Genomic DNA, 13,061 nt, shown 5'->3' with positions numbered 1-13,061 from the left:
TCCCCCGTGGCGCAGTGGATCAACCGATGCGTTCGAAAATCTTCTCGATTTTTTCTTTCAACGCCTGGGCCGTGAAGGGTTTGACCACATAGCCGTTAACACCGGCCTGTGCCGCTTCGATAATCTGCTCGCGCTTGGCTTCGGCAGTCACCATCAGCACCGGCAGGTGCTTGAGCTTTTCATCGGCGCGCACGTGACGCAGCAGATCGATACCGGTCATGCCAGGCATGTTCCAGTCCGTTACCAGAAAGTCGATGCTCCCGCTGTTGAGAACCGGAATGGCGGTAGTGCCATCGTCGGCCTCGACCGTGTTGGTGAACCCAAGGTCACGCAACAGGTTTTTTATGATCCGCCGCATCGTTGAGAAGTCATCAACGATGAGGATTTTCATGTTCTTGTCCAATTCGACCTCCAAGCAGTCTTAAACGCGCCCAGCACCTGGACGCGCCATTTCAATCAATCCGGCAATCCACTCGATGACTGTCTGGAGCACAACAGATCGCGACCGGTGCAGTTCAACACTCCACCGGCCTCGTTCGCAGTGTCCCCACACTGCCTTCAGCGCGCTCGCCACTCCCCCAAACGCCCCCGCAAACGGGCCGCGCACTGGCTATGTAACTGGCTGACCCGCGATTCGCTGACCCCCAGGACCTCACCGATTTCCTTGAGGTTCAGCTCTTCGTCGTAGTACAGCGCCAACACCAGTCGCTCACGCTCCGGCAAATTGGCAATCGCGTCCGCCAGCGCGGCCTGGAAGCGTTCATCTTCCAGATCGCGTGACGGCTCAAGATGTGCACTCGCGCCATCCTCGTGCAGCCCTTCGTGTTCGCCGTCCTGCAACAGATCGTCGAAACTGAATAACCGGCTGCCCAGGGTGTCGTTCAAAATCCCGTAATAATCGTCGAGACTCAATTGGAGTTCGGCCGCAACCTCATGATCTTTAGCGTCACGACCGGTTTTAGCTTCAATCGAGCGAATTGCGTCGCTGACCATGCGGGTATTGCGGTGAACCGAACGTGGCGCCCAGTCCCCCTTACGCACTTCATCGAGCATCGCGCCGCGGATTCGAATGCCCGCGTAGGTCTCGAAACTCGCGCCTTTGCTGGCGTCATATTTGGTCGACACTTCAAGCAGGCCGATCATCCCGGCCTGGATCAGGTCTTCAACCTGAACACTGGCCGGCAGACGGGCCAGCAAGTGGTAAGCAATGCGTTTGACCAGTGGCGCGTAACGCTCGATCAGCTCGTACTGCGCGTCACGTGCCGACTTCTTGTAGAGGTTGTAGCCACTGGCTGTCATAGGACGGGTCCTGCGGTCTGTTGCACGAGGCGCTCGACGAAAAACTCCAGGTGCCCACGCGGGTTGGCAGGCAGCGGCCAGGTGTCGACCTTCTGCGCGATCGCCTTGAACGCCAGGGCGCACTTGGAACGAGGGAAGGCTTCGTAGACGGCGCGCTGCTTCTGCACGGCCTTGCGCACGCTTTCGTCGTATGGCACTGCGCCGACGTATTGTAGGGCGACGTCGAGGAAGCGATCTGTGACCTTGGTCAACTTGGCGAACAGGTTGCGACCTTCCTGCGGGCTCTGAGCCATGTTGGCCAGGACGCGGAAGCGGTTCATGCCGTAATCGCGGTTCAGCAGTTTGATCAGCGCGTAGGCATCGGTGATCGAGGTCGGCTCGTCGCACACCACCAGCAAGACTTCTTGTGCTGCGCGAACGAAACTGACTACCGAGTCACCAATACCCGCAGCGGTGTCGATCACCAATACGTCGAGGTTGTCGCCGATATCGCTGAAGGCCTGGATCAGGCCGGCGTGCTGGGCCGGGCTCAGATGAACCATGCTCTGCGTGCCGGACGCGGCCGGAACGATGCGAATACCGCCAGGGCCCTGCAACAGAACGTCGCGCAGCTCACAGCGGCCTTCGATCACGTCGGCCAGGGTACGTTTGGGTGTCAGCCCCAACAGGACGTCGACGTTCGCCAGCCCCAGATCGGCGTCCAGCAGCATGACGCGCCGGCCGAGTTCAGCTAGAGCCAGGGACAAGTTCACTGACACGTTAGTCTTCCCGACGCCACCTTTGCCGCCGGTCACCGCGATCACCTGTACGGGATGCATGCTGCCCATGTTATTTCTTTACCTTGTCTTGCATAGACGGAGGCCACATTACTGGCTGCGCGCTCATAAAATGAACAATGCATGGCAGACCATCGATGTAGGTACAAAAACTGTTCATTAGTACCTCAGCCAACCTGCTTGGTCGGGCTGTGGTAAATATCAGCGAACATGTCAGCCATGGCTTCTTCGCTGGGTTCTTCTTGCATTTGCACGCTTACGGCGCGACTGACCAACTGATGACGACGCGGCAGATGCAAATCATCCGGAATACGCGGGCCATCGGTCAGGTAAGCCACCGGCAATTCATGACTGATCGCCAGGCTCAACACCTCGCCCAGACTTGCCGTTTCATCCAGTTTAGTCAGGATGCAGCCAGCGAGCCCGCAGCGCTTGTAACTGTGATAAGCGGCCGTTAGAACCTGTTTCTGGCTGGTGGTTGCCAAAACCAAATAATTTTTTGACTTGATGCCACGTCCGGCCAGGCTTTCGAGCTGCATACGCAGGGCTGGATCGCTGGCCTGAAGCCCGGCGGTATCGATCAGCACCACGCGTTTGCGCAACAACGGATCCAGCGCCTGCACCAGCGATTGGCCCGGATCGACATGGGTTACCGACACGTTGAGAATCCGGCCCAGCGTCTTCAATTGTTCCTGAGCACCGATACGGTAGCTGTCCATGCTCACCAGCGCGATGTTTTGCGCGCCGTATTTGAGCACGTAGCGGGCCGCGAGCTTGGCCAGGGTGGTGGTCTTGCCCATGCCGGCAGGGCCGACCATGGCAATCACGCCGCCCTCTTCCAGTGGCTCGACTTCCGGAGTGGCAATCATCCGCGCCAGGTGTGCCAGCAACATGCGCCAGGCCTGACGGGGCTCGTCAATGTCGGCAATCATCGCCAGCAAGTCGCGAGACAACGGGCCGGACAGGCCGATGCGTTGCAGGCGACGCCAAAGATTGGCCTGGGCCGGACGGCTGCCTTGCAGCTGATTCCAGGCCAGGGAGCCGAGTTGTACTTCCATCAGTTCGCGCAGGCTGTTGAGTTCGAAACGCATCGAATCGAACGCCCGTGGATCGAAGCCCCCAGCGGCAGGTGCCGGGGCTGGCGCCGAGCGACGAGGTTCGGCATACGTCGGCTCGATCAGCGGCTCGGCGGCGGTCAACGGCAGGCCGGCGAACAACTGGCGATTGGTGGTCTTGTCGCCTTCGGTTTCGCCTTCGCCACGCAGGCTCAATTCGGCCTGGGCGGTGACGATCCGCGACTGGGTCTTGCGCAGCTCATCCTCGAGTTCCATGTTCGGAACACGCGGGGCCAGCGCCGACAATTTGTAATCCAGGGCAGCCGTCAGCTCGACACCACCGGCGATCCGGCGATTGCCAATAATGGCGGCATCAGCGCCCAGCTCATCACGAACCAGTTTCATGGCCTGACGCATATCGGCGGCGAAAAAACGCTTAACTTGCATAAACCACTACCTCAGCCGTTGGGCCCTACTGTCGCAACGATGGTCACTTGCTTGTTGTCAGGAATTTCCTGGTAAGCCAACACATGCAAACCCGGGACTGCCAGTCGGCCGAATCGCGAAAGCATCGCGCGAACCGGACCGGCCACCAGCAAAATCACCGGTTGACCTTGCATTTCCTGACGCTGCGCCGCATCGATCAACGAGCGTTGCAATTTCTCAGCCATGCTTGGCTCCAGCAGAACGCCCTCTTCCGAGCCTTGTCCTGCCTTCTGAAGACTATTGAGCAATATTTGTTCCAACCTTGGCTCCAGAGTGATAACTGGTAGCTCGGAGTCAGTCCCTACAATGCTTTGGACGATTGCGCGGGATACGCCGACGCGCACCGCGGCCACCAAAGCGGCAGTATCTTGACTCTTGGCAGCATTGTTGGCGATGGCCTCGGCAATGCTGCGAATGTCCCGCACCGGCACCTGTTCGGCCAGCAACGCTTGAAGCACTTTGAGCAGCTGCGACAGCGAGACCACGCCCGGCACCAGCTCCTCGGCCAGCTTCGGCGAGCTTTTGGCCAGCAATTGCATGAGTTGCTGGACTTCTTCGTGACCGATCAGTTCGCTGGAGTGCTTGTACAGAATCTGGTTCAAGTGCGTCGCCACGACCGTACTGGCGTCGACCACGGTGTAACCCAGCGATTGTGCCTGGGCACGCTGGCTGATTTCGATCCAGACCGCTTCCAGGCCAAAAGCCGGATCTTTGGCGGTTATGCCATTGAGCGTGCCGTAGACCTGCCCCGGGTTGATCGCCAGTTCGCGATCCGGGTAGATCTCGGCTTCTGCCAGGATCACGCCCATCAGGGTCAGGCGGTAAGCACTCGGCGCCAGGTCGAGGTTGTCACGAATGTGCACAGTCGGCATCAGGAAGCCCAGGTCCTGGGACAGCTTCTTGCGCACACCCTTGATCCGCGCCAACAACTGACCACCCTGGTTGCGATCCACCAGCGGAATCAGGCGATAGCCGACTTCCAGGCCAATCATGTCGATCGGTGTCACGTCGTCCCAGCCCAGCTCCTTGGTTTCCATTGCGCGGGCTGGCGATGGCAGCAGCTCCTGTTGACGCTTGACCTCTTGCAGGGCCTGTACCTTGACCACGTTCTGCTTCTTCCAGAACAGGTATGCGCCGCCAGCAGCCAAGGCCGCCATGCTGAGAAAGGAGAAGTGCGGCATGCCGGGCACCAGGCCCATCACCGCCATCAAACCCGCCGCCACGGCCAACGCTTTCGGCGAGGCGAACATCTGGCGATTGATCTGCTTGCCCATGTCTTCCGAACCGGAAGCACGGGTCACCATGATCGCCGCCGCTGTCGATAACAGCAGTGATGGCAATTGCGCCACCAAACCGTCACCGATGGTCAACAAGGCGTAAACCCGACCGGCATCACCAAAGGTCATGCCGTGCTGGAAGATGCCGACTGCCATGCCGCCGATCAGGTTGATGAACAGAATCAGCAGGCCGGCGATGGCGTCACCGCGCACGAATTTGCTGGCACCGTCCATGGAACCGTAGAACTCGGCTTCCTGGGCGACTTCCATGCGGCGCAGTTTGGCCTGATTCTGGTCGATCAGGCCGGCGTTCAAGTCGGCGTCGATCGCCATTTGTTTGCCGGGCATCGCATCGAGGGTGAAACGTGCGCTCACCTCGGAAATCCGCCCGGCACCCTTGGTCACCACGACGAAGTTGATGATCATTAAAATCGCGAAGACCACGATACCAACTACGTAGTTACCGCCGATCACCACCTCACCGAAGGCCTGGATCACCTTACCGGCGGAAGCGTGACCGTCCTGTCCGTGGAGCATCACCACCCGGGTGGAGGCCACGTTCAGCGCCAGTCGCAACAGCGTCGCCACCAGCAGAATGGTCGGAAACACTGCGAAATCCAGCGGCCGCAAGGCGTAGACGCAAACCAGCAAGACGACGATCGACAACGCGATGTTGAACGTGAAAAACACGTCCAGCAGGAACGGCGGGATCGGCAACATCATCATTGCCAGCATGACCAGCAGCAACAACGGCACACCCAGGTTGCCCCGACTTAAGTCGGCAACGTTTGTGCGGGCAGTGTTGAGTAACTGAGAGCGATCCACCGGTTTTCCCCGTTTCTTTAAAGCAAACTTTTGACGCCTGAAGCAGGCGCAGAGCGGCTATTGCAAGAAGCCTTCCAACTTTTGCAGAGGCGGGACATAGAGGGTTGTTTTGAGGATTTGCGTCGTCTGTGCCGACCTCTTCGCGGGCAAGCCTCGCTCCTACAATCCCGTGTCGTTCACATATGCCGCGACCGACTCAAAAACGGTAGGAGCGAGGCTTGCCAGCGAAGAGGCCGGCACTACCCGCACAAAACTCAGGAATCACGCCGCAAATCCGGCGGGATCGGCAAATCATCCTTCAGCGGATCCGGACGCTTGCCCTTGCCCGCCCGGTACTGGCGGATCTGGTAGACGTAGGCCAGTACCTGAGCAACCGCCAGATACAACCCACCAGGAATTTCCTGCTCCAGCTCGGTGGAGTAATAGATCGAACGCGCCAGGGCCGGCGATTCGAGCAGCAGCACATTATTGGCCACGGCGATTTCACGAATTTTCAAGGCCAGGAAGTCACTGCCCTTGGCCAGCAGCACTGGCGCACTGCCCTTGTCGGGATCGTACTTGAGGGCTACGGCGTAGTGCGTCGGGTTGGTAATGACCACGTCGGCCTCGGGGATGGCCGCCATCATCCGGCGCTGAGACATCTCGCGCTGCAACTGGCGAATGCGCTGTTTGACCTCCGGCCGCCCCTCCTGATCCTTGTGCTCGTCGCGCACTTCCTGCTTGGTCATCAGCAGTTTTTTGTGGCTTTCCCACAGCTGCACCGGCACGTCAACGGCGGCGATGATGATCAATCCGCAGGCCATCCACAAGGTGCTCCAGCCCACCACTTGCAGGCTGTGAATGATCGCCATGTCCAACGGTTCATGGGCAATGCGCATCAGGTCGTCGATGTCGGAAGACAACACCGCCAGCGCCACGAACAGCACGATGAAAAACTTCGCCAGGGCCTTGAGCAGTTCGACCAGCGCCTTGGCCGAGAACATCCGCTTGAGCCCCGCGCCGGGGTTCATGCGACTGAATTTCGGCGCCATCGAGCCCGCGGCAAACAACCAGCCACCGAGGGAAATCGGGCCGATCAGCGCAGCCAGTAACAAAGTGATCATTACCGGTTGAATCGACAGCAGGGCGATCAGCCCCGAGTTCAGCAGGAAGGTGCCCATGTTGCGCTGATCCAGAATCACTTCCCGCGACAGCGTGAAGTTCATGCGCATCAGTTCCATCATGTCCTGCGCCAGGGCTCCACCGAAAATCAGCAGCCCGCCAGCGCCGGCGAGCATGACCGCCAGGGTATTGAGCTCCTTGGAGCGCGCAATCTCGCCCTTGTCCCGGGCGTCCTTTTTACGCTTCTCCGTGGGGTCTTCTGTTTTGTCCTGACCGCTTTCGCTCTCAGCCATGACTCAGCGCGCCCGTGCCAGTTCGCGTAACAACTGCAAGGCCTCGGTGGCCAGCGGTTGATACTGATTGATGATGTCCGCCAGCCCGACCCAGACGATGAACAGCCCGAGCACCAGGGTCAGCGGGAAACCGATGGAAAAGATGTTCAGTTGCGGCGCGGCCCGGGTCATCACGCCAAAGGCGATGTTGACCACCAGCAACGCGGTGATCGCCGGCAGTACCAGCAACAGTGCAGCACCCAGAACCCAGCCAAGCTTGCCGGCCAGTTCCCAGAAATGATTGACCATCAAGCCGCTGCCCACCGGCATCGTGGTGAAGCTTTCGGTCAGGACTTCGAAGACCACCAGATGGCCATTCATGGACAGGAACAACAGCGTCACCAGCATGGTGAAGAACTGCCCGATTACCGCCACCGAGACGCCGTTGGTGGGGTCGACCATCGACGCGAAGCCCATGCCCATCTGAATAGAGACGATCTGCCCCGCCACCACGAACGCCTGGAAGAACAGTTGCAAGGAGAAACCCAGCAACGCGCCGATGAGGATTTGCTCGGCGATCAGCAGCAGCGCACTCAGATCCAGCGCATTGATCGGCGGCATCGGCGGCAGGCCCGGCGCAATCACCACCGTGATCGCCAGGGCGAAGTACAGGCGCACGCGCGTGGGCACCAGGGACGTGCCAAAGACCGGCATGACCATCAGCAAGGCGCCGATGCGAAACAGCGGCAACATGAACGTCGCCACCCAGGTACTGATCTGGGTATCGGTCAGCTGCAGCAGCGACGGCATGGTTTAGCCGATGACCTGAGGAATACTGCCGTACAGCTGCAGGATGTATTCCATGAACGTCTGCACCATCCACGGGCCGGCGACGATCAGCGTCACCAGCATGACCAGCAAGCGCGGCAGGAAGCTCAGGGTCTGTTCGTTGATCTGCGTGGCGGCCTGGAACATCGCCACCAGCAGGCCCACCAGCAGACTCGGAATCACCAGCACAGCAACCATCATGGTGGTCAGCCAAAGCGCTTCGCGGAAGATGTCTACCGCCACTTCCGGCGTCATGGCGACACACCGCCGAAGCTGCTCGCCAGGGTGCCAATGATCAACGCCCATCCATCCACCAGCACGAACAGCATGATCTTGAACGGCAGCGAAATGATCAGCGGCGAGAGCATCATCATACCCATGGCCATCAGCACACTGGCCACGACCAGGTCGATGATCAGAAACGGAATGAAGATCATGAAGCCGATCTGGAACGCGGTTTTAAGCTCGGAGGTCACGAAGGCCGGCACCAGAATGGTCAGCGGTGCCTGATCCGGCGAAGCGATGTCGGTGCGCTTGGACAGACGCATGAACAACTCGAGATCGCTGCTGCGCGTCTGCGCCAGCATGAAGTCCTTGATCGGCACCTGGGCCTTGGCCACGGCATCCTGGGCGGTGAGTTTCTCCGCCAGATACGGTTGCAAGGCATCCTGGTTCACCCGGTCAAACACCGGCGCCATGATGAACAGGGTCAGGAACAGCGCCATGCCGGTGAGGATCTGGTTCGACGGCGTCTGCTGCAGGCCCAGGGCCTGACGCAGAATCGAAAACACAATGATGATCCGGGTGAAACTGGTCATCAGCATGACGAACGCCGGGATGAAACTCAGCGCGGTCATGATCAGCAGAATTTGCAGGCTGACCGAGTATTCCTGAGCGCCATTGGCGTTGGTGCCCAGGGTGATCGCCGGGATCGACAACGGATCGGCGGCGAAGGCCAGCGGCGCGACCAGCATCAGGGCCAGCGTCAAGACGATGCGTAACGCACCCATTACTTCTTATCCTTCTGATCCTTGCCGAGCATCTTCAACAGATGCTGGGCAAACTCCGGAGTCGCTTTCTCGGTGGTGGTCGACACTTCAATCGGCTCTTTAAGCACATGCAGTGCAGTGATCGTGCCGGGGCTCAGGCCAAGCAGGATCTGCTCGTTGCCGACTTGCACCAGCATCAAACGGTCGCGGGGACCCAAGGCACGGGAACCGACAATCTCGATCACCTGCCCCTTGCCGGCCGGCCCGGCCTGCTGGACCCGGCGCAACAGCCAGGCGAGGAAAAAGATCAACCCCAACACCAACAGCAAGCCGAACACCAACTGCGTCAATTGCCCGGCCACACCGCTACTGACTGCGGGCGCGGCGGCTGCAGTCGCCGTCGCGACCGGCTCGGCCGCCAGAACGCTGAACGGCAACGCCGATACGATCCCCAGAACCCTTTTCACTTAGCGCAGCTTCTTGATACGTTCGCTTGGGCTGATCACGTCAGTCAGGCGGATGCCGAACTTCTCGTTGACCACGACCACTTCGCCGTGGGCGATCAGGGTGCCGTTGACCAGCACGTCCAGCGGCTCACCGGCCAGACGGTCCAGCTCGATCACCGAACCCTGGTTGAGTTGCAGCAGGTTGCGGATGTTGATGTCGGTGCTGCCCACTTCCATGGAAATCGACACCGGGATGTCGAGGATCACGTCGAGGTTCGGACCGTCCAGGGTGACCTGATCGTGGTTCTTCGGCACGCTGCCGAACTCTTCCATCGGCAGACGATTGGACGGCGAGCTGGCGGCGTCGGCAGCCAGCAAGGCGTCGATGTCGTCCTGGCCGGCATCACCGGTTTCTTCCAGGGCGGCAGCCCATTCATCAGCCAGTGCCTGGTCGTCCTGGGCGTTCATATCGTCGTTCATCATTTGTCCTCGGCGGGCAACTGCTCAATCAAGAGCAGCCAATTAATAGGGGGTTGGAGCGCCGGTCAGCGGCGCTCGATCGGCTCGATCACCTGCAACGCGAGGTTGCCTTTGTGCGAGCCCATCTTGACCTTGAAGGCCGGCACGCCGTTGGCGCGCATGATCATTTCTTCCGGCATCTCGACCGGGATCACATCCCCCGGCTGCATGTGCAGGATGTCGCGCAAGCGCAACTGGCGACGGGCAACTGTGGCACCGATCGGCACGTCGACGTCCAGCACGTCCTGGCGCAGGGCGTTGACCCAACGCTCGTCCTGATCGTCCAGATCCGACTGGAAGCCGGCGTCGAGCATTTCGCGCACCGGTTCGATCATCGAGTACGGCATGGTCACGTGCAGGTCGCCGCCACCACCATCGAGTTCGATGTGGAAGGTGGACACGACAACCGCTTCGCTCGGGCCGACGATGTTAGCCATGGCCGGGTTCACTTCCGAGTTGATGTACTCGAAGTTCACTTCCATGATCGCCTGCCAGGCTTCCTTCAAATCGATGAAGGCCTGCTCCAGCACCATGCGCACCACACGCAGCTCGGTGGGAGTGAATTCACGCCCTTCGATCTTGGCGTGACGGCCATCGCCGCCGAAGAAGTTGTCCACCAGCTTGAACACCAGTTTGGCGTCGAGGATGAACAGCGCGGTGCCGCGCAACGGCTTGATCTTGACCAGGTTGAGACTGGTCGGCACGTACAGCGAGTGCACGTATTCGCCGAACTTCATCACCTGCACGCCACCGACGGCAACGTCCGCCGAGCGGCGCAGCATGTTGAACATGCTGATGCGGGTGTAGCGGGCGAAACGCTCGTTGATCATCTCCAGCGTCGGCATGCGTCCGCGGACGATGCGATCCTGGCTGGTCAGGTCGTAGCTTTTTACGCTGCCGGGTTCAGCAACGTTATCGGTCTGTACCAGACCATCGTCGACGCCATGCAACAGCGCATCGATCTCATCCTGGGACAGCAGGTCCTGCACGGCCATGTCGTGTTCCTACTGCAGTACGAAATTAGTGAAAAGCAGCTGTTCGATAACCACTTTGCCGAGTTCTTTTTGCGCCACTTCCTGGACGCTGGCCGTGGCCTTCTGACGCAACATCTCCTGGCCGACCGGGGTCGCCAGCGTGGCGAAGTCCTGGCCGGAGAACAGCATGACCAGGTTGTTACGGATCACCGGCATGTGCACTTTAAGCGCTTCCAGATCAGCCTGATTGCGCCCTTGCAGGGTGATGCTCACCTGCATGTAGCGCTGGCGACCGTTCACGTTGTAGTTGGCCACGAAAGCCGGGGCCATGGGCTCGAAAATCGCTGGCTGCTTGCCGACCACAGCGGTTTCGGCGGCGGCAGGCTTGCTCTGGGCGCTGTGCATGAAGAACCACGTCGCCCCCACGGACATGCCGATCGCCAGCAGCAGGGCCACCACGATCACAATGATCAGCTTGACCTTGCCTTTGGTTGCGGGGTCTTTTACTACTGCGTCGCTCTTCGCCATGCCAATAATCCGTCACTATTCGGGTTTTCACAGTCGCACGGCAAGGCAAGAGCAAGTGTTATGCCAGAAGTGTCGGGAGGGTATGGGAGACAGCGAATGGCAATCAATTGTAGGAGCGAGGCTTGCCCGCGAAACAGGCGTCGCGGCTTATCAGCCAGACCGCGTCATCGTTCTTCGCGGGCAAGCCTCGCTCCTACAGGAGATGTGATCAGGCGTAGTAGTCGACGGCGCTGGAGCCGATCACGCTGGTAGTGGTTGCCGCCACTTCTGCGGCGGTCGGTGCGATCTCTTCATCCATGCCGTCGAGACGACCACCATTGGCGCTGGTGCGACCGCCCTGCCCCTGCTGAGCCTGATCCTGGCCCTGACCTTGCCAGCCACGAGACTGGTCGGACACATTGACGTCGACCTGGCCCATGCCCTGCTGCGAAAACATGTCACGCAGGCGATGCATCTGACTGTCCAGCGCTTCGCGAACGCTTGGATGGGCGCTCAAGAAGGTGACTTGGGTCTGCTGATCAGGAACCATGTTCACCCGGATATCGAGACGCCCCAGTTCAGCCGGTTGCAACTGGATATCGGCCGCCTTGAGGTTGGCGCTGGAAAGGTACATGACGCGGTTGACCACTTCCTCGGTCCAGCCGCTCTGATGCATGGCGATCGGCTGGTTGACCGGCAAGGCATTGGCGGTTTTCGGGGTGGCCGCCTGGGTCAGTGCCGCCAGACGGTTGGCGAAGTCATCGACACGGGTATCGCTGCTGGCGGACGTCAAATCCTTGAGCCCACCATCAATCAGACCGCTGAAGGCTTTCTCGCCGCCCTGACTGGTGCTGTCCTTGTCGGTTTGTACGTCAAGCATGCTGGCCATGCCGGCGGCAAAGTTCTGCGCCGACGTCAGTTCACCGTCAGCCTGGGTCTGGGCTGGCGCGGCTTTTGGCTGGGCCTGGCTGCTGGCGGATACGTGGCCGCTCTGCTCCATGGCCATGCGCACGGCGGGCAATGCGTCGAGCGGATCAGCCTCGGGATCGAAATCGCTATCGATGGCAGTCGCCGCTGGCGCAGACGCGGCCACAACGGCTGTGGCAACCGGCGTTTCAGCCTGTGGCTGTGCGGTCGTGACAACTGGCACTGCGGTTTGCACGACCGGCACGGTTACCAAAGGCTGTACTGCCTGCATCAACGCAGGATCAAGCGCCGGGTCGAGGCTCGGATCAACAGGCGCTGTATCGGCCACCGGCGTTTCAACGGTCTCGGGCGGGTTGTCGCTTGCAGTTGTGTCATCGGTCGGCGCCGGTTTATCGGCGGGCAAGGAATTGCCGCTATCGGCAACCGCCGGTTCCGGGGCGGCAGGCTTCTCACCGCTGACATCCGGTTTGCCGGGGGTTTGCGAGGCATTTTCGGTAGCCGGTTTAGCCGCTTTATCGGCGACCACAGAAGGTTTGTTCTGGGTTTGATCGGCGTAAACATCAGCGAAGCTGGACGCCTTGTCCCCTGGCTCAGCGGCCGGCGCCGGGGTATTGGCGGAGGCGACTTGAGTCTTGGCCGTCGCGGCGGCCTGCAGAAGCGAATTGGGGGTAACGGGCATAAAACGGTCTCCGCTGCACTGGGATCGTAGGTACAGTTGAGTGAGTTGTTTGCAAAGGTCGAGCCAGGTTGGCTCGACAGAGGTTAAAAGCGCCGGACGGT

The 13,061-nt window shown here is 60.1% G+C and carries 14 protein-coding genes; all 14 read right to left on the bottom strand.

Annotation, left to right across the window (positions count from 1 at the left end; all coding sequences use genetic code 11):
• Window positions 1-19 precede the first annotated feature (19 nt).
• The 14 genes from ACA051_RS08925 to ACA051_RS08860 all read right to left on the bottom strand — a co-directional run bounded on the left by ACA051_RS08925 (window position 20) and on the right by ACA051_RS08860 (window position 12,960).
• The gene (locus ACA051_RS08925; RefSeq protein ID WP_003183998.1) at window positions 20-391 is read right to left on the bottom strand and encodes a chemotaxis response regulator CheY; all 372 of its coding nucleotides are present in this window, start codon (window positions 389-391) and stop codon (window positions 20-22) included.
• A 167-nt stretch (window positions 392-558) separates the two neighbouring features.
• On the bottom strand, window positions 559-1,299 hold the full coding sequence (gene fliA / locus ACA051_RS08920) for an RNA polymerase sigma factor FliA (protein ID WP_007894214.1): 741 nt from the start codon (window positions 1,297-1,299) through the stop codon (window positions 559-561).
• Window positions 1,296-2,126: a flagellar synthesis regulator FleN gene (fleN, locus tag ACA051_RS08915; protein ID WP_003222917.1), complete on the bottom strand. Its 831-nt coding sequence runs from the start codon at window positions 2,124-2,126 to the stop codon at window positions 1,296-1,298. Before fleN ends, fliA begins: the two co-directional genes overlap by 4 nt.
• A gap of 116 nt (window positions 2,127-2,242) precedes the next feature.
• On the bottom strand, window positions 2,243-3,577 hold the full coding sequence (flhF, locus tag ACA051_RS08910) for a flagellar biosynthesis GTPase FlhF (protein ID WP_497374415.1): 1,335 nt from the start codon (window positions 3,575-3,577) through the stop codon (window positions 2,243-2,245).
• 11 nt (window positions 3,578-3,588) lie between these two features.
• Window positions 3,589-5,718, bottom strand: a complete 2,130-nt coding sequence (flhA, locus tag ACA051_RS08905; protein ID WP_083375990.1) for a flagellar biosynthesis protein FlhA — start codon at window positions 5,716-5,718, stop codon at window positions 3,589-3,591.
• A gap of 254 nt (window positions 5,719-5,972) precedes the next feature.
• The gene (gene flhB / locus ACA051_RS08900) at window positions 5,973-7,112 is read right to left on the bottom strand and encodes a flagellar biosynthesis protein FlhB (protein ID WP_497309214.1); all 1,140 of its coding nucleotides are present in this window, start codon (window positions 7,110-7,112) and stop codon (window positions 5,973-5,975) included.
• A 3-nt stretch (window positions 7,113-7,115) separates the two neighbouring features.
• A complete protein-coding gene (fliR, locus tag ACA051_RS08895; RefSeq protein WP_497309212.1) occupies window positions 7,116-7,901 on the bottom strand; it encodes a flagellar biosynthetic protein FliR in 786 nt (261 codons plus the stop codon).
• A 3-nt stretch (window positions 7,902-7,904) separates the two neighbouring features.
• Window positions 7,905-8,174, bottom strand: a complete 270-nt coding sequence (gene fliQ, locus ACA051_RS08890) for a flagellar biosynthesis protein FliQ (RefSeq protein ID WP_219095676.1) — start codon at window positions 8,172-8,174, stop codon at window positions 7,905-7,907.
• On the bottom strand, window positions 8,171-8,929 hold the full coding sequence (gene fliP / locus ACA051_RS08885; RefSeq protein WP_010456947.1) for a flagellar type III secretion system pore protein FliP: 759 nt from the start codon (window positions 8,927-8,929) through the stop codon (window positions 8,171-8,173). Before fliP ends, fliQ begins: the two co-directional genes overlap by 4 nt.
• On the bottom strand, window positions 8,929-9,375 hold the full coding sequence (fliO, locus tag ACA051_RS08880) for a flagellar biosynthetic protein FliO (RefSeq protein ID WP_497309210.1): 447 nt from the start codon (window positions 9,373-9,375) through the stop codon (window positions 8,929-8,931). Before fliO ends, fliP begins: the two co-directional genes overlap by 1 nt.
• On the bottom strand, window positions 9,376-9,834 hold the full coding sequence (fliN, locus tag ACA051_RS08875) for a flagellar motor switch protein FliN (RefSeq protein WP_497309209.1): 459 nt from the start codon (window positions 9,832-9,834) through the stop codon (window positions 9,376-9,378).
• Between the two features lie 65 nt (window positions 9,835-9,899).
• On the bottom strand, window positions 9,900-10,868 hold the full coding sequence (gene fliM, locus ACA051_RS08870) for a flagellar motor switch protein FliM (protein ID WP_219095679.1): 969 nt from the start codon (window positions 10,866-10,868) through the stop codon (window positions 9,900-9,902).
• 9 nt (window positions 10,869-10,877) lie between these two features.
• Window positions 10,878-11,375, bottom strand: coding sequence for a flagellar basal body-associated protein FliL (fliL, locus tag ACA051_RS08865; protein WP_497374413.1), 498 nt, complete (start codon window positions 11,373-11,375; stop codon window positions 10,878-10,880).
• A 208-nt stretch (window positions 11,376-11,583) separates the two neighbouring features.
• Window positions 11,584-12,960, bottom strand: a complete 1,377-nt coding sequence (locus ACA051_RS08860) for a flagellar hook-length control protein FliK (RefSeq protein ID WP_497374411.1) — start codon at window positions 12,958-12,960, stop codon at window positions 11,584-11,586.
• Window positions 12,961-13,061: the final 101 nt, after the last annotated feature.

The sequence above is a fragment of the Pseudomonas sp. LBUM1669 genome (genome assembly GCF_059695705.1).
This window is presented reverse-complemented; position numbering and strand designations above follow the sequence as displayed.

Coding starts and splice junctions, on each gene's coding strand:
- ACA051_RS08860 (WP_497374411.1), bottom strand. CDS start 12,960: ATGCCCGTTACCCCCAATTCGCTTCTGCAGGCCGCCGCGACGGCCAAG.
- flhF (WP_497374415.1), bottom strand. CDS start 3,577: ATGCAAGTTAAGCGTTTTTTCGCCGCCGATATGCGTCAGGCCATGAAA.
- fliL (WP_497374413.1), bottom strand. CDS start 11,375: ATGGCGAAGAGCGACGCAGTAGTAAAAGACCCCGCAACCAAAGGCAAG.
- fliM (WP_219095679.1), bottom strand. CDS start 10,868: ATGGCCGTGCAGGACCTGCTGTCCCAGGATGAGATCGATGCGCTGTTG.
- fliQ (WP_219095676.1), bottom strand. CDS start 8,174: ATGACGCCGGAAGTGGCGGTAGACATCTTCCGCGAAGCGCTTTGGCTG.
- ACA051_RS08925 (WP_003183998.1), bottom strand. CDS start 391: ATGAAAATCCTCATCGTTGATGACTTCTCAACGATGCGGCGGATCATA.
- fleN (WP_003222917.1), bottom strand. CDS start 2,126: ATGGGCAGCATGCATCCCGTACAGGTGATCGCGGTGACCGGCGGCAAA.
- flhB (WP_497309214.1), bottom strand. CDS start 7,112: ATGGCTGAGAGCGAAAGCGGTCAGGACAAAACAGAAGACCCCACGGAG.
- fliR (WP_497309212.1), bottom strand. CDS start 7,901: ATGCCGTCGCTGCTGCAGCTGACCGATACCCAGATCAGTACCTGGGTG.
- fliN (WP_497309209.1), bottom strand. CDS start 9,834: ATGAACGACGATATGAACGCCCAGGACGACCAGGCACTGGCTGATGAA.
- fliA (WP_007894214.1), bottom strand. CDS start 1,299: ATGACAGCCAGTGGCTACAACCTCTACAAGAAGTCGGCACGTGACGCG.
- fliP (WP_010456947.1), bottom strand. CDS start 8,929: ATGGGTGCGTTACGCATCGTCTTGACGCTGGCCCTGATGCTGGTCGCG.